General features: G+C 72.7%; 10 protein-coding genes. 4 read left to right on the top strand and 6 right to left on the bottom strand.

The window, feature by feature from the left end; genetic code table 11:
- Window positions 1-110 precede the first annotated feature (110 nt).
- The 3 genes from ACZ37P_RS37625 to ACZ37P_RS37615 form a co-directional block, all read right to left on the bottom strand.
- On the bottom strand, window positions 111-3,320 hold the full coding sequence (locus ACZ37P_RS37625) for a discoidin domain-containing protein (RefSeq protein ID WP_467350959.1): 3,210 nt from the start codon (window positions 3,318-3,320) through the stop codon (window positions 111-113).
- Window positions 3,304-4,101: an AAA family ATPase gene (locus tag ACZ37P_RS37620; RefSeq protein WP_467350957.1), complete on the bottom strand. Its 798-nt coding sequence runs from the start codon at window positions 4,099-4,101 to the stop codon at window positions 3,304-3,306. The genes ACZ37P_RS37625 and ACZ37P_RS37620 overlap by 17 nt, the downstream gene beginning before the upstream one ends.
- A gap of 128 nt (window positions 4,102-4,229) precedes the next feature.
- Window positions 4,230-6,113: a LamG-like jellyroll fold domain-containing protein gene (locus ACZ37P_RS37615; RefSeq protein ID WP_355345648.1), complete on the bottom strand. Its 1,884-nt coding sequence runs from the start codon at window positions 6,111-6,113 to the stop codon at window positions 4,230-4,232.
- Between the two features lie 303 nt (window positions 6,114-6,416).
- Here ACZ37P_RS37615 and ACZ37P_RS37610 point away from each other — a divergent pair, with 303 nt between their 5' ends.
- Entirely contained in the window at window positions 6,417-7,412 is a 996-nt protein-coding gene (locus tag ACZ37P_RS37610; RefSeq protein WP_467350954.1) for a pyridoxal-phosphate dependent enzyme, read from the top strand.
- Between the two features lie 59 nt (window positions 7,413-7,471).
- Here ACZ37P_RS37610 and ACZ37P_RS37605 read toward each other — a convergent pair whose 3' ends face one another.
- Window positions 7,472-10,681 (bottom strand): TIM-barrel domain-containing protein, encoded by a 3,210-nt coding sequence (locus tag ACZ37P_RS37605; protein ID WP_467350961.1) that lies wholly within the window; start codon window positions 10,679-10,681, stop codon window positions 7,472-7,474.
- A 683-nt stretch (window positions 10,682-11,364) separates the two neighbouring features.
- Here ACZ37P_RS37605 and ACZ37P_RS37600 point away from each other — a divergent pair.
- A complete protein-coding gene (locus ACZ37P_RS37600) occupies window positions 11,365-11,889 on the top strand; it encodes an AAA family ATPase (protein ID WP_391045406.1) in 525 nt (174 codons plus the stop codon).
- 55 nt (window positions 11,890-11,944) lie between these two features.
- Here ACZ37P_RS37600 and ACZ37P_RS37595 read toward each other — a convergent pair whose 3' ends face one another.
- A complete protein-coding gene (locus ACZ37P_RS37595; RefSeq protein WP_467350952.1) occupies window positions 11,945-12,583 on the bottom strand; it encodes a hypothetical protein in 639 nt (212 codons plus the stop codon).
- 298 nt (window positions 12,584-12,881) lie between these two features.
- Here ACZ37P_RS37595 and ACZ37P_RS37590 point away from each other — a divergent pair, with 298 nt between their 5' ends.
- Window positions 12,882-14,597 carry a PHP domain-containing protein gene (locus ACZ37P_RS37590; RefSeq protein ID WP_401854044.1) on the top strand — a complete coding sequence of 572 codons (1,716 nt, stop codon included), beginning with the start codon at window positions 12,882-12,884 and terminating at the stop codon, window positions 14,595-14,597.
- Entirely contained in the window at window positions 14,594-15,286 is a 693-nt protein-coding gene (locus ACZ37P_RS37585) for a hypothetical protein (protein ID WP_391045399.1), read from the top strand. Before ACZ37P_RS37590 ends, ACZ37P_RS37585 begins: the two co-directional genes overlap by 4 nt.
- 54 nt (window positions 15,287-15,340) lie before the next feature.
- Here the strand turns inward: ACZ37P_RS37585 and ACZ37P_RS37580 are convergent, their stop codons facing one another.
- Window positions 15,341-15,580, bottom strand: a complete 240-nt coding sequence (locus ACZ37P_RS37580; protein WP_391045396.1) for a DUF6191 domain-containing protein — start codon at window positions 15,578-15,580, stop codon at window positions 15,341-15,343.
- Window positions 15,581-15,635: the final 55 nt, after the last annotated feature.

The raw sequence follows: 15,635 nt of genomic DNA, 5'->3' as shown, positions 1-15,635 counted from the left end.
ACCCCCCCCCTCCGCCCCCCCCCCCCCCCCCCCCCCCCCCCCTGTCCCTCCCCCCCCCCCCCCCCCCCCCCCCCCCCCCCCCCCCCCCCGGGGCTCTTGTCCGGCCGTGGTCAGGCCGGGACGACCTCCAGGCTCACCAGCCGCGCGTCCGTGTCGCGACCGCCGGACACGGCGAGCGCCACATAGCGTGCCGTCGTAGGCGCCGCGAGCGTCGCCGCACGGCCGCGCCGCCGCAGTTCGCCCGCCGAGGTGTACGTCAGCCCGTCCGTGCTGAACTCGATGGCGGCGGACGGCACATGGCCGCCGGTCCAGGCGGTACGGATCTCCCGCACATCGACCGCCGCGCCGAGATCGACCACCATGCGGCCGCGCGCGGAGCCGGGCCGCCAGGACGTCGCCGGGTCGCCGTCCACGGCCGCGGCCGGATCCGACATGCCCGCGGGCAGCGGACCGGTCGGGAAGGTGTCGCAGCCGACCGCCACGTCCTCCAGCGGGTACGGCTTCGCGCCGCGCACGGTGACCTGCGCGGTCCTGCCCGGCTGGACATCGACCTGGGCGCGGGCGCCCGACGGCGCCGTGACCAGCAGACGGGCGCGCGGACCGCTGACCCGTACGGTCGCGGCGTCCACGACCTCCACCCGCAGACCGGTGGGCACCGAACCGCCCGCACGCGACGTCAGGGTGAAGCGGGCCGGGACGACCGCCGCGCTCGCGGCCGTCAACTCGGCCGCGACGTCCGTACCGTCCGCGGTGACGTGCTGCGTTCCCGCGTACAGCGTGAGACGGGACCGGCTCTGCGGCACCGACACCGTGGTGGCGACGGAGCCGGCGGAGAGGTTGAACAGGCTCAAGTGCCCGCCCGCCGTACTGGCCTTGACCGCCGCGTCGCGCGCCCGGGGCGCGGGCCGCGCGGCGGCGGCCTTCACCGCGCGCGGGTCGCCCGACGGCAGCCCCTCCACCAGCAACGGCTCGGCGGGACCGTCGGAGAGCACCACCAGATCGCCGTACACCGACAGCGGGTTGGCGGCGCCGCGCACCACCAGCCCCGCCCGGCCGTCCACCGACAGCCAGCCGCCGCGGCTGGACAGGTCCGCGCTCGGGAAGCGGAGCAGATCGGTCCAGGTCTTCCCGTCCGCCGAGCCCTGCACGCGGTACGCGCGGGCCGCCGCCGTCTCCCAGCGCAGCGTCACACGGTCGAAGGCACTGGCGGCGCCGAGGTCCACGGTCAGCCAACTGTCCGCGCGCCCGCGGTCCGAGACCGCGACCGCCCACCGGGTCGTCGCATTGCCGTCCACGGCCAGCGCCGCGCCCTTGCCGGAGTCCGCGGACGACGCGGTGGCCGTCCTGCCCTGGGCCAGATCCGGACCGCTCGCGCCGTCACGGACCTCGAAGGCGTACAGCGAGTAGCCGTACGTGGTGTGGCCCGCGACGCCCTGCATGCGCACGTACCGCCACGAACCGCTGGGCACGGTCAGCTCGTCCACCCGCGGCCCGGGACCGACACCGGCGTTGCCGCTGTCCTGCGAGGCGACCTTCGCGCTGCCCTCGGCCGCGGTGTACGTACGGCTGCCGACAAGCCCCGCGACACCCGGCATCGTCAGATTCTGCACCCGCAGCGAGCCCTCGCCCGACGCCGTACCGCTGGTCGCGTAGACCACCGCGCCGGACGGCAGAGTGGTGAAGCCCGCGGTGCCCGAGTCCAGGGTCAGCACGGTCGCGGTCGCGTCGAAGCCGTCGCGCACCTCCCGGTACGTCGTCACCGACCGCTTGAGCACCTTCGCCGCCGTCGCGGGCAGGAACATCGGCGTCGTGCCGCTGAGCGCGAACAGCCAGTCGTCGTGGGCGGGTTGCCAGCCGAACTTCACAAATCCCGGCTTGCTGACCGCCGCCGCCCAGGCCGCCGGGGTCTGCTGCGCGACCAGGCCGGGGCCGGTGCCGAAGTCCTTGACGCCGGAGGCCCGCGCGAACATCTCCGCGTCCGACAGCGGCTTGACGATCCCGCCGTGCGCCGCCCGCCACTCGTGCAGCAGATAGCTGATCGCCACCTCGGCGCGCGCCTCGGGCTCGTACTTCGGCTCACCGGAGAACTTCGCCAGCCGGTACAGCGGCGCGTACGCCTGGTACGGCGCCAGCCGCGCCGCCATCGCGGCCTCGCCCCACGCCGCCGTACGGTCCCCGGCGACCTGCGCGAGGAACGCCAGCGGGATCACGTCACGGCCGTAGAGGTGCTCGCGGTCGGCGACCATCGGCATCAGCGGCTCGCCCGCGTCGCTCATCACCATCAGCAGCGTGCGCCACAACTGCTTGGCGTTCGGCTGCTCGGTGAGCACCTGCGGCAGCGGACGGCCCGCGGTGATGAAGTGCACGGCGTTACGGCCCGAGGTGCGCCACAACTCCTGCTGGTAGTGCGGTCCGAAGGAGCCGTGGTTCTCCACGATGAAGGAGTCGTACAGATTCGTCGCGGTGTTCGCGCTGACCGCGACGCCGTCCACCACGGTCGGGTTGGCCAGGTCGGCGGCCGGGAGCCCCGTCTCGTTCCGGCTCCAACGGCCGTACGCGGCGCTCCAGTCGGCATACCGCGGATCGTCGCTGGCCCAGGCCAGACCCGGCGCCAGGGACTGGGCGTACACGCCCATCTCCTCCAGCTTGGTGTCCCCGACGAAGCCGCCCTTGAGCCCGTTCGGCGTCCAACTGCCGGACGCAGGGTCGTTGGCGGTGCCCAACGCCGTGGTGTACGCGGCCTGTTCGCGCACGATCGTGTCGACGTGACCTCGCGTCACCGCGTCCAACTGGTCCCAGAGCAGGTGCGCCGCGAGCACGAAGTAGAGCTGGAAGGTCGTGTCGAAGAAGAGGGTGCGGCCCCACTCGGTGCCGCCCGTCAGGCGGTTGGACGCGGCGAAGTGCTTGACCGTGGCCAGTGTGTGCGCCCGCAGCGTCTCCTTGTCGATGCCCGCGCTCGTGGCGTCGTACGTACCGCGGGTCAGCAGCACCGCGTTGCCGAGGACGACCACGAAGTTGTAGTCGGTCCCCGTGTAGTAGCCCTTCGAAGCGTCCCACTGGGTCTCGGCCCAGCGGGTGTGGGTCAGCAGCGCCTGGTAGTAGGCGGCGGCGACATCGTCGTCGGGAGCGTGGCCAGGACCGTGCCCTGCGCCGCCGGGCCGGACCGCGGGCGCGGCGTCCGCGGAGGCGGCGCCGATCGACAGCGGCGTGGCGACGGCCAGGGAGGTGAGCGCGGCGAGCTGGGCGAAGCGCCGTCTGCCCAGTCCGGCGGGGTCGTGGGTCACGGCAGATCTCCTCTTGCAATTAGACAACGTTGTCATTGGCTGCCGGGCCATTCTTTGCGGTCGTGGACGCGGCCGTCAAGGTCTGGGGAGACGGCAAAGCGGACGGACCGCGGCCGGTGACCGGGCGAACTGTGGCCGGTGGGAGGTGCGGTGCGCGCGGGCTGCGGGGTGCGAGGGACGGGCGGCCGGGGGAGGCGCGGGGCACGATCCGGAACCCGGCCCAGCCGTCGGTCGCGGGGGTACCGGGGTTCGGCACGCGGCCATCGGGCTGACGAGCCCGCCAGGTCACCGCGTCACGGGCGCACGGTGCGCAGCCACGCCTCGGCCCGACGCGGCGAGGGGAAACGGAGCACCTGGAGGTGCGCGAAGCGGGGTCCTGGCCGCGCCCGCCGATGTCCGCGCGCCGGGCGGCGTGCTGGGACCAGGCCCACCACGCCGGGTGTTCGCCGCTGAACCAGCCCGACACGGTCTCCACATTGCCGCCGAAGACCCGCTCCCGGCGCAGCGTCCTGCTCAGCGACCGGCGCAGGACGCGCGGCATGATCACCGCTCGCGGGTAGTCGAGCCAGACCACGGTGTCCGCGCGCGTCCACAGCAGGTCCCGTACCTCCGGGTAGCCGAAGGAGTCGACGATCCACTCGGGGCCGGCCGCGAGGTCGGCGACCTTCCGCTCGAACTCCGGGTCGGTGGCCCAGTCGGGGCCCGAGAACCGCAGGGCGTCCATCTCGTGGAAGGGCAGGCGGAGCCGCTCGGCGAGGGCCCGCGCCATGGTGGTCTTGCCCGCTCCGGTGATGCCTGCGACGAGGATGCGTTTCACCGCCCGAGGCTAACCGCTGCCCGGGCGGTGGGGTCCGGGTCCGATCGAGAGTGAGGTCCGGGGCCGGGGGAAGGGGCCGGGGGACGGATGCGGTCGGGTCGGGACCCGCCCCCCGGCGGCTGTGTCCGTCAGGCGTTCATGAACTCGCGCGGGGCCAGCGCCCGTTCGGCGATCCGGACGTCACCGATCCAGCCGCGCATGACCTGGTCCGGCTTGCCGCCGTCCGCGTGACCGCCGATCATCCACGGCAGATTGAGCGAGGTCAGGCCGTTGTTGCGGGTGGACGGATTGCGGACGACCGGGCAGCCGTCGACGTACATCGTGGTCTGCCGCCCGTTGTTGACGACGGCGACGTGCCACCACACGTTGATCGGCAGGTAGTGGCCCCAGTTGGTGGTCGACGTCGTGAGGTTCAACGGGTAGACGTTCCACTGGAGTTCGGCGCCGCCGGACAGGCTGAGGGTGACGATCGGCTCGGTCTCGGAGTAACCCGTCTTGCCCGCCTGGCCGCTGGTGCCCCAGCGGCTCAGCAGCGCCGACCAGCCGTTGCGGTTGCCGTCCCAGTCGGCGGGCAGCTTGAAGAACGCCTCGAAGGTGTACGCCGAGCGGAAGGTGGCCGCGTTCAGCGGCGCCCTGTCCACGGTCTGGAGGTAGGCGCCGTGCGGGCCGCCGCTGTCCCTGTCCCCGCCGAAGTAGAGGCTGGCGTGGCCGGGCTGGTCCGGGTGGTGGTCGGCCGACCAGGTCAGCGCCGCGTCCGTGGCGCCGGGCAGCGCGACCTTGGTGAGGTCGTTGCCGCGCCCCGACAGGTCGACGATCCGGTCGGTGCCGTGCGAGCCGTCGAACCGCCAGTACGCCAGGGTGCCGGGGACGAGCATCCGGTTGACGGGCCGTGCGGGCCGCGGGGTGGCCGGGGCGAAGCCCGAGAAGCGCTGCTCGAAGTCGATGTCGAGCGAGAACCGGTCCTGCGGCCCCGTCAGTTCGATCTCCTGCCGCTCCAGCTCGTTGAGGCTGTCGGCGGCCTTGCCGAGGATCCACGGGGAGATGGTCTCGACGTCGATGGTGTCGCGCGCCAGGTCGAAGCGGTAGAGCCGGATCATCGCGGCGCCGCCGTAGTACCGGTCCTGGTAGTTGGTGATGTGCAGGTGCGTGTCGTGTCCGGCGGCGTTCTTCTTCACCGTGCGGGCGGGCGGCCAGAAGTGGCCGTTGAGCGTGAGGAAGATCTGGTCGTTGCCGTCGATCAGGTCGGCCCACAACTGCTGCCCGAAGTCGGACAGTTCGGCCTCGTCGCCGTACGTGTCGGCGCCGACGATCTCGTGCGTGGTGAGGATGACCGGGGACTTCGGGTGCGCGGCGATGACCTTCTTCGCCCACGCGACGCCCGCGGCCGACGGCCGCCAGTCGAGGGCCAGCACCAGCCACTCCCGGCCCGCGGCCCGGAAGGTGTGGAAGGTGTTGTAGCCGTCGGGGCTCGCGCCGCCGAAGGAGCGCGCCTTGCGGAACCGCCGCGGTCCGAAGTGGTCGAGGTACGGCGTGTTCCCCCGCTGGTCGTCCTTGCCGGGGATGTCGTGGTTGCCCGCCAGGACGCTGTACGGCACCTGGTGGTCGTCCAGGATCTTGAACGCCTTGCTGATGGACGCGAATTCGCCCGCCTTGCCGTTCTGGGTGAGGTCGCCCAGGTGGGCCATGAAGACGATGTTCTCGTCCTTGCCGTTCGCCAGCAGATAGCGGAAGGCCGCCTCGACCGGCGCCGGGTACAGGGCGTCACCGTCGAACATGTACTGCGTGTCCGGCATCACCACGACGGTGAAGCGCTGGTCGTCGGTGTCGGGCCGCCACGGCCCGCCGAACCCCGGAAGCCCGGCGGTTCCGGCCGTCCCCGGCGTACTGGCCGACGCGGGTCCCGCGGCCGACAGACCGGCCACCGCGGCTCCGGCGAGTCCGGCTCCGACGAGCAACGATCGGCGGCTCGCGCCGGGCAGGGGTCCCTCGGGCTGGTGCTGCGGACTGCACATGGGCGTCTCTCATTCGTCTGCGCTGTTGTTCGGTTCATCGGTCGTCGCCGTGGGGCAGCACGGAACCTGTGAGGGGTCCCCGAGAGGTCGACGGGGCAGGTCCGGCCGGCAGAAGCCGACGCTACGGACCGAGATGACAGCCCCAGCCAACGCGCGACGAAGCGCACATGAACGCCTTGCCGGAATCACCCACTCCGGGCGCGCCCCCGGCCCGTGCACCGCCGCCGCGCAGGCCGCGGGACCGTAACGTCCGAGGTCCGGCCACCCGCGAGGCGCCCGAGGAGCACGGCGTAGGGTGCGGTGGTGACCTCAACCCACCGCCCCCCGACCGCCGCCGCGCCGGTCACGCTGGCCGACGTCCGCGACGCCGCCGCCCGCATCGACGGCGTCGCGCACCGTACGCCCGTCCTGCGCTCGCGCACCCTGGACGACCTCGTCGGCGCCGAGGTCCATCTCAAGTGCGAGAACTTCCAGCGCGTCGGCGCGTTCAAATTCCGCGGCGCGTACAACGCCGCGTCCCGGCTCACGCCCGAGCAGTTGGCCAAGGGCATCGCCGCGTACTCCTCCGGCAACCACGCGCAGGCCGTCGCGCTCTCCGCGCGGGAGCTGGGCAGCACCGCGGTGATCGTGATGCCCGAGGACACCCCGCGCTCCAAGCGGGAGGCCACCGAGGGCTACGGCGCGGAGGTCGTCACCTACGACCGGTATACGGGCGACCGGGTCGCCATCGGCGAGGCGCTGGCCGCCGACCGCGGCCTCACCCTGATCCCGCCGTACGACCACCCGCACGTCATCGCGGGGCAGGGCACCGCCGCCCTGGAACTCCTCGACGAGGCAGGGCCGTTGGACGCCCTCGTGGTGCCGGTCGGCGGCGGGGGACTCCTCGCGGGAAGCGCGACCGCCGTCAAGGGGCTGGACAGCGCCATCCGGATGATCGGCGTCGAACCGGCGGCGGGCGACGACACCAAGCGCTCGCTGGAGGCGGGCGAGCGTGTCGCCATCCCCGTCCCGCGCACGATCGCCGACGGGCAAGCGGCCTCCGTCCCCGGCGAGTTGACCTTCTCCATCAACCGGCGGCTGGTGGACGACATCGTCCTGGTCACCGAGGACGCGATCCGCGAGGCGATGCGCTTCGCCTTCGAACGCCTGAAGATCGTCCTCGAACCCAGTGGCGCCACGCCCCTGGCCGCCCTGCTCTCCGCCCGCGTCACCCCCCTACCGCCCCGCGTCGGCCTGATCCTGTCCGGCGGCAACATCGACACCGCGCGCTTCGCGGAGCTGTGCGGTGGCGCGCCCTAGCCGCATCATGGGTACGGGCCCGCGCGGGGGTACGCGCGGGCCCGTACGGGGCCGGTCGGTCAGCGGTAGCTGAGGGTGACCGGTGCGTGCACGCTGCGCGCGGGCAGCGTGACGGTGAGGGAGCGGGTCGCGCTGTCGTAGTGGTACGCGTCCGGCGACAATCCCTTGCCGGCCGCCGTAACGTGGCTCGGCGCGGCGACGCCGAGCAGCGTCACCGTCCACTGCCGGGTCCTGACCTGGCCGGGGAAGGACCCGGCGGCCGGGCTGACGGTGACGGTGTGCCGACCGCCGCTCTCGCGGTACCGGACCGTCGTGGTGGCGCTGCGACCGGGACCCCCGGTGGTGCCGTTGTCCTCGTAGAGCGAGGTCGAGCCGGAGGCGCCCGCGGCCACGGTCAGCGTGACCTTGGTCAGCGGCGCCTTGTCGTTGGCGGTGACATCGTCCGTACGGGTCGGGATGACGCCGCCCGCCTTCACGAACACCGGCATCCGGTCGAGCCCCGTGGCGATGGTCCGCGTGGTGCCGCCGGTGTAGGTCTGCCCGGTGAAGTAGTCCGTCCACTGGCCGGGCGGGAACCACACCGACGTCGTGGCCGTCGTCCCCGGGGTGGTGACGGGAGCGACCAGCATGTCGGAGCCGTAGAAGTACTCACTGCCCGCGGTGGCGTACGCCTGCGGCTCGTCCGGGTATTCGAGGTACGTGGCGCGGACCACGGGGACGCCCGTGGTGGCCGCCTGCTGCGCGAGGCTGTACGTGTAAGGCACCAGGTTCTCGCGGAGGTTGAGGAATGTGTCCGCCGACTGCCGGGCCGCGGTGCCGTACTGCCACGGCAGCCGGTCGCTGTGGTTGCTGTGCAGCCGGTCGACGGGCTGGAAGGTGCCGAGCTGCACCCACCGGGCGTACAGGTCGTCCGGCAGCTTGTGCGTGGTGTGGGTGCCGCCGCCGTCGGTGTACGTCTCGGAGCCGGTCAGTCCCGTCGTGTCGTTGTGACCGCCGATGTCGTGGCTGACCGCGGACATGCCGGTCGCGACCGACTCGCCCGGTGTGTAACCGACTTCGGACCGCAGCGTTCCCCAGGTCGAGGACGTGTCACCGGTGAAGTGCACGGTGGTGCGCTTGTCGGCCCACGGTCCGGTGGGCAGCCCCTGCTGGCCGCTGTACCCGCCGGCCTGGAGCGAGCCGTAGGCGCGGGAGATGACGAAGCCGCGGCCGATCGCCGGAGCGGATTCCGCCGCGTACGCCTGGTTGATCCACGCGTCGGGCGTCACTCCGGCGAGCGAGGACTGGGAGTTGTCGCAGCACCAGTCGAACCACCAGAAGTCGTTGCCCTGCTGGTCCATCGTCTTGTGCAGGTCCATGTACGCCTTGAGCTGGTCGGGGTCGCCGAAGTCGAAGACGTAGCAGTCGCCTCCCGCGCTCGCCCCCGCCGCGCAACCGCCCTTGACCAGCTTGCCCTTGGCGGTCGCCTGGGCCTGTGCGAACTGCGGGTCCGAGGCCAGGATGCTCGGGTGGGTGTTGAGCGTGTTGTGCAGCCCCTGCGCCGCCGACCAGTCGAAGAAGCCCTTCGGGTCGGGGAATTTGGCGGTGTTCATCTCCCAACCGCTCCACGCGTTGGGCGACTTGAAGTCCGTGTCGGTCACCAGGACGTCCAGCGGGACGCCTTCGGACCGGAAGGCGGGCAGGATCGTGTTCTCGTAGTCGGCGGCGGTCCTGTCGATGTACTCCGAGTACCAGACGCCGTACGCCCACTGCGGCAGCAGTTGCGCCGGGCCGGTCAGCGTCGCCAGATCCGACAGTGCCTGCTTGTAGGCGTGGCCGTACCCGAAGAGATAACCGTCCTGGTACGGCGTCCCGTTGTGCGAGGGGCGCTGCGTGACCTTCTTGGCGGCGGTGTCGTACAGCGCGGACGTCGTGTCGTCCAGCAGATACCAGCCGTCCTTGTACATCAGGCCGGGCGTGGTCGTCGGATTGCCGTTGTCGCCGTTGAGCCCGTCCAGGCTGCGCCGGTATCCGCCGAGCGCGAGGTGCGGCTGCGGGGCCGCCGCGCCGGACGCGGTCACCGACAGCGTGTCGAGGTTGATGTGGCAACTCGCCGCGTTCGGGCAGCCGACGGTGATGTCGTCGGCGCCCGCCTTGAGCGCCACCGGCACCGAGGCGGTCTGCCAGGTGTCCCAGTTGCCGGTCACCGGCAGAGAGAGCGTCTGACTCGTATTGCCGGACGACACAGTGGCCGTACGGGTCTGGTTCAGGCCGTCGCCGCCCGTGGAGTTGGCGTAGCGCACCTGGACCGAGTACGTCCCGTCCGACGGGACCCCGACGACGTGGGTCGTCACGCTCGACCCCTGGTTCAGCTCCCCGAGGAAGCCGCCGCCCGAGTATCCGCCGTGGTCGGTGGCCACCTTCGCGGAACCCGCGATCCGGTCCGCCTCGGCCTCGCAACTCGCGCCGAAGGCACAGTCCGCGATCGCCGTCGCCGAGGCCGTGGGGAACGCGCTCCCCGAGTTCACCAGCGCGACGCTGTCGATGTTCACATTGCCGGAGTTCCCGGCGGCCCTGGACAGCGTGACGGTGTGACGGCCCGCGCCGAGCTGCACCGCGGCGGTCGCCAGACTCCAGGTGTCCCAACTGCCGGTCACCGGAAGGCTCAGCGTCTGCGCCGCGCCGCCGTCGACCGTCAAGGTGAGCGTGCGTGTGGTGTTCTGGCCGTCGCCCGCCGCGGAGTTGGCGTACCGCGCGTCGAATTGGTACGTGCCCGCCGTCGCGACCTCGACATCGGCCGACAGCGAACTGCCCGTCCCCTGGAAGCCGGCCAGGAAGCCGGAGCCGGTGTACCCGGTGTGGTCCGTGGCGACGCCGACCCCGCTGTACGGCAGGCTCTCCGCCTCGCACAGCGCGCCGACCGCGCACGTCATCTGCTGCCACGGCGCCGCGGTGACCGCCGAGGGTCCGGCTGTCAGTCTCACCGACAGATTCCGCGCGCTGAAGGGCCCGGAGCCCACCTGGTACCGCAGCGTCATCGCACTCGTCGCGACCGTCAGCCAGCCGTTGGACGTGCTCGTCGTGTACGCGGCAGGCGCGAAGTCGCCGCGGCCGATCGCGTTGTACGTCGCGGTGTCGGTGAACTTCCCGTCCTGCGCGTACTCGGTACGGATCAACGTCGGCGACAGCACCTGGAAGCGGGCGCCGCCCGAGGTCACCGAGGGGACGGCGTGGTGGCCCGCCCCGTGTCCCGGTCCCGCGGACGCCTGGCCCGCCCCGGCCACCGTCATCCCCGCCACGCAGGCGGTCACGGCGACCACCGCTGCCCGCCGCCGCATGTACCGCATCGTGCGCCACGCTCGTCTTCTTCTCACGCACAACTCCGTCCTGAAGCGGGCCCCTTGTCGACCCGTCGTGAGGCTCCGTCGGCCGCTGACAGCGTTGTCGGAGCCCGCCTCCCCGTACGGCGTGGGCTCCTGAGGTCCGACCTGGCGGAATGCTGGACAAAGGCGGCACCCGCGTCCCACGGGCACCTCCCCGCACTTCTTCCATCGTTGCAAACGATGTCGGTGGCATGACAGCACAGTGCCTGGCGGGTGTCCATACGGGCGGCGGTCAACGTTGGAAAAAGAGGGGTCGCCCGCGCGGCGCCGAGACCGGCGGTGGCGCGCGCCGTTCCCGACCGCCGGGCATCCTCAGGGCGGTGCGGGTGATGCCCCGTCAGGGGCGGTTAGTCGCTCCCCGGATAGGCGCAGACCGCCCCCACGGGGCACCGCTGGAAGCGGGGCGCGGCGCCGCGCTCCTGACGTAGGACAGGGCGGCGCGCGGCGCGGACGTCGCCCTTCCGGGGCCCGGCGGCTCCCGGTGCCGCGCCGGTCAGAACGCGGCCGGTCGGCTCGCGCGTAAGCCCGTACGCCCCCTGGCCGGGGAAAACGCGTGGCCCGACGGGGTCGGCCTCTGGGAGGCTCCCGGCGTGACGACGTATGAGGTGCTGCTCATCGGGGGGCGTTCGGGCGTGGGCAAGTCCACGGTGGCCTGGGAGGTTTCGGAGCTGCTGCGGGAGGCGGAGGTCGCGCACTGCGTGATCGAGGGCGACCTCATGGGACAGGTGCACCCGGCGCCGCCGGACGACCCGCGCCGCTCCGCGATCACCGAGCGGAATCTGGCCGCGGTGTGGGCGAATTTCGCGGCGCTGGGGCACCGCAGGCTGATCTACACCAACACGGTGAGCGTGCTGGAGCACGACATGTTCGTCCGGGCCCTGGGCGGCGGGCCGCCGCGCGTCGTCCGGGTGCTGCTCACCGCCGACGACGCGACGGCCCGCGCCCGGCTCGCCCGGCGCGAGACCGGCTCCCAACTCGCCCCGCACATCAGCCGGAGCGACGTCATGGCGCGGCACCTGGCAGAACACGCGCCTCCGGACACGGTACGGATTGCCACGGACGGCAGGAGCGTCGTGGACATCGCCCGCGAGGTGGCCGCCGCGACGGGCTGGTGAACACCGCGCCCGGAAGACGCCGCGCCCACCGCTTCGGAGCGACGACGGGCCCGTGTCAGAGCAGGAAGACGCCGGGGCCGATCTCGCGGGAGGCCGCGCGCGCCTTCTTGGCGGCGGCCGGAGTCCAGACCGTACTCGGGGACCAGAGGGCACGCAGCCCGGAGACGGCGTGCGCGTTCAGGCCGGACAGGTCCGCGGCGGTGAGGTCGAGGACCACCGTGTCGAGCAGGGCGCCGAGCGAAGCGCCGTACGCGCTCATCCGGGACCTGGTGCTCGACATCTCGCGGTCCCGGACCCGGACGTAGAACGGCTCGCGGCTGCGCAACGTCGCCAGGGCGCGGGTCAGTTCGAGGACGCCCCGGCGGACGGCGAGGACACCGCCGTCGTCGAGCACGTCGCGTTCGTGGACGCTGACGTACCGCCCCAGCCGGGGGTGCGCCCGCAGACGCGCGCAGCCGCCCCGGCAGAGGCGGGCGCTGATCCGGCGGAGGCTGCGGGCGAGCGCCTTGCCCTGGTGGCGGACGACGTTGGCGCGCTTGGGGGAGAGGTAGGTGCGGCTGTCGTCCAGCGCGAGGGTGAACTCGGTCATGTCCCGGCGGGCCGCCGCCAGTTCCACCGCGAGTCCGGCGGGGTCGCGGCGCGCCAGGACGCAGTTCACCGACGCGGGCAGGGACCAGTTCTGCCGAGCGGTCACGCAGATACTCCTCGGGTCGTCCATCGTCCGCGGAGATTACGGGCGCCGCCTCGGGACCGGTCCCGAGCCCGTGGACGACGGCCCGCCACGCGGTCCTGTCCGGGGCCGGACGCGTCCTCGCCCGTACCGCCGACGACGCCCGCATGCGAGGGGGCCGAGCGACGCGACGCGCATGCCGTGGGCCTTTGCTTACGCTTTACTTCGCCTTTGCCACCCCACGGTGCCTCCCGCCGTTCACCCGCGCTGCCCAGACTCGCCGCGTCCTACGCGTACATCCTGTCGTCAGCGGGAGCTGAATATGAGCCACGGCCACAGCCACGGTCACCAGCACGGGCCCCACGATCACGCGCACGGCGGTCACACCGACGGCGGTTCGCTGCCTCCCGCCCTCGACACCTCGGTACCGGACGAGGAGTTGACGCCCAGTCAGCTCTCGCGGCGCTCCATGCTGCGCCGAACGGGCCTGCTGGGCGCGGGACTCGCGGCCGGGAGCGTCCTGGCCGGAGCGGGCCAGGCGGCGGCGCACTCCTCCGGCGGTCATGCGGGCCACGGCGGTTCGCACCCCGGCGGCCTGCTGTGGCTGGCGGGTGACCACCACATCCACACCCAGTACAGCAGCGACGCCAAGTACCGCGTGATCGACCACGTACGGCAGGCCAACGCGCACGGCCTCGACTGGATGGTCATCACCGACCACGGCAGTGAGCAGCACGCCAAGATCGGTGTGGAGAAGGTCAATCCGGACATCGTCGCGGCCCGCGCGAAGGTCTCCGACACCCTGGTCTTCCAGGGTCTTGAGTGGAACATCCCGGCCGCCGAGCACGGCACCGTCTTCGTCCACCCCGGCCGCAACGAGGTCGCGGTCCTCAAGGAGTTCGAGAACTCCTTCGACGGTTCGGTGAAGGGCGCGAGCGCCAGCACGCCCGCCAACGAGGCGCTGGCCATCTCCGGCCTGAACTTCCTCGCCGACCAGGTCAGGCGGCGCAAGGTCCAGGACGTGCTGTTCCTGGCCAACCACCCGGCGCGCAAGGGCATCGACTCCCCGCACGAGATCCGCGCCTGGCGCGACGCCCAGCCGGGGATCGCCGTCGGCATGGAGGGCGCCCCCGGCCACCAGGCGGGCGGCCTGCCCGCCCCGCAGGGCGCGGGGTCCGGGCGCGGCATCTACGACAACAGCCCCAGCGCCGACTCCTTCCCGGGCTACCCGCTGGAGAGCTACCGCACCTGGGGCGGCTTCGACTGGATGACCTCCACCGTCGGCGGCCTGTGGGACAGCCTCCTCGCCGAGGGCAAGCCCTGGTGGATCACCGCCAACTCCGACTCGCACAACGTCTACGCCGACAATTCGGTGCGCGGCCCGAACGGCGACTTCAACGCCAACGGCAAGTACGCCGACCCGGTCTACGGCGGCGCGCTCAACCTCACCGACACCGACTTCTGGCCCGGCCAGTACAGCCGCACCCACGTCGGCTCCGCCGGCTTCTCCTACGCGGCCGTCATGGACGGCATCCGCGCCGGACGCGTCTGGGTCGACCACGGCGGCCTGATCAGCGGCCTCGACGCGCGGCTCGGCGACGGCAGCCGGTCGGTCACCCTCGGCGGCGTCCTGCACGTGCGCCGCGGCAGCAAGGTCGACCTGGTCGTCACCGTCGCCCTGGCGGGCGGCCCGAACTGGTCCCAGTTCGTCCCCAAGCTCGCCCGCGTCGACGTCATCCAGGGCCAGGTGACCGGCACCGCGCGGGACAAGGACACCCTCGCCGCGCCGAACACCAAGGTCGTGAAGTCCTTCGACGTCGACAAGTCGACCGGCACGGTCCGGCTGACCTACTCCCTGGGCCGGGTCGACAAGCCGGTGTACGTCCGCCTGCGCGGCACCGACGGCAACCGTACCGCCGTCGGCGTCAACGGCGCATCCGTCGACCCGGTCGGCCCCGCCATGGACGTGATCGGCGACGCCGACCCCTGGAAGGACCTGTGGTTCTACTCCAACCCGATGTGGGTCCTGCCCGCATGACGACCCCGCACGAAGGACCCGGCGGCCACACCGTCATCGGTGTGGCCGCCGGGTCGGTGAATCTGCGCGAGGCCGACCACCTCATCCGGCACCTCGCCGACGTGCTCGACCTCCCGGCCGCCACCGTCGCCTGCACCCACCTCGTACGCGCCACCGCCCGCCCGCGTACGGCCGTCTCCTTCGCGCTGCCCGACGCCGAGGCCGCGACGGAGGCATGGGACCGGCTGCTGGCCCGGCTCTCGCCCGAGGACACGGCGGGACCGGGCGGGGCGGGGCTCGACGGTGCGGGACTCGCCAGCGCTGGACTCGACGGTGCGGGCGCCGCACTCGGCCCTGCTACGCACGGCCCGGCCGAGGAGGCGCGCTCCGCGACCGCGGCGGCGGCGGAACACGCCCGCGGGAGCGGCGGCCGGGCGGTGCTCTATCCGGGCGCCGACGCCCTGACCGGCACCGTCACGCTCGCGGACCTGCTCGCACGTACCGCGATCGACCAGGTCGTCCTGGTCGGCGCGCCGCCCGCGACGGACGGCGACGGGCCCGATCCGCACATCCCCGTGCGGACCCGCGACCACGTACGCCCGCGGTGGCGCGACGGACGGCTCGTGCTGGACCTGACCCCCGCGCCCGGTGGCACGCTGGCCCCCTTCGAGGTGCCGAACCCGACTCCCTGCTGCGCCGACCACCCGTAGACCCGCCGTGGCGCGCGGATCGCTCGGGACCTGCGGATGAGGCGTGCCCGCGCCTCACTCCTCGTCCGCGTCCACGGCCGGTTCCCCGGCGGGGGCGGGCTCCGACGGGGCCGCCTCGGTGACGTGGGCATCGGCGTGGGCCGGACGGATGACCACCGAGCCGGAATCGAGGTCTATCGCCCCGCGCGCCGGATCGCTGCTGCCCTCGTCGTCGCGGGACAGCTCCAAGCGGTTGCGCTCGTCCTCGGTGTGCTTGCGGCCGGGCGCGAAGAGCTCATCCATGAAGTTGAACATCGCGGCTCCTTCTCGGCTCGGCTCGACACGGCACCACTTCAGGCTACGCCGAGCG

This window comes from Streptomyces sp. NPDC024632 (assembly GCF_055559175.1).
This window is presented reverse-complemented; position numbering and strand designations above follow the sequence as displayed.

Excerpts from the sequence above, each read along its gene's own strand:
- ACZ37P_RS37605 (WP_467350961.1), bottom strand. The coding sequence starts at position 10,681 with ATGACGGTGGCCGGGGCGGGCCAGGCGTCCGCGGGACCGGGACACGGG.
- ACZ37P_RS37625 (WP_467350959.1), bottom strand. The coding sequence starts at position 3,320 with ATGACAACGTTGTCTAATTGCAAGAGGAGATCTGCCGTGACCCACGAC.
- ACZ37P_RS37615 (WP_355345648.1), bottom strand. The coding sequence starts at position 6,113 with ATGTGCAGTCCGCAGCACCAGCCCGAGGGACCCCTGCCCGGCGCGAGC.
- ACZ37P_RS37590 (WP_401854044.1), top strand. The coding sequence starts at position 12,882 with ATGAGCCACGGCCACAGCCACGGTCACCAGCACGGGCCCCACGATCAC.
- ACZ37P_RS37585 (WP_391045399.1), top strand. The coding sequence starts at position 14,594 with ATGACGACCCCGCACGAAGGACCCGGCGGCCACACCGTCATCGGTGTG.
- ACZ37P_RS37580 (WP_391045396.1), bottom strand. The coding sequence starts at position 15,580 with ATGTTCAACTTCATGGATGAGCTCTTCGCGCCCGGCCGCAAGCACACC.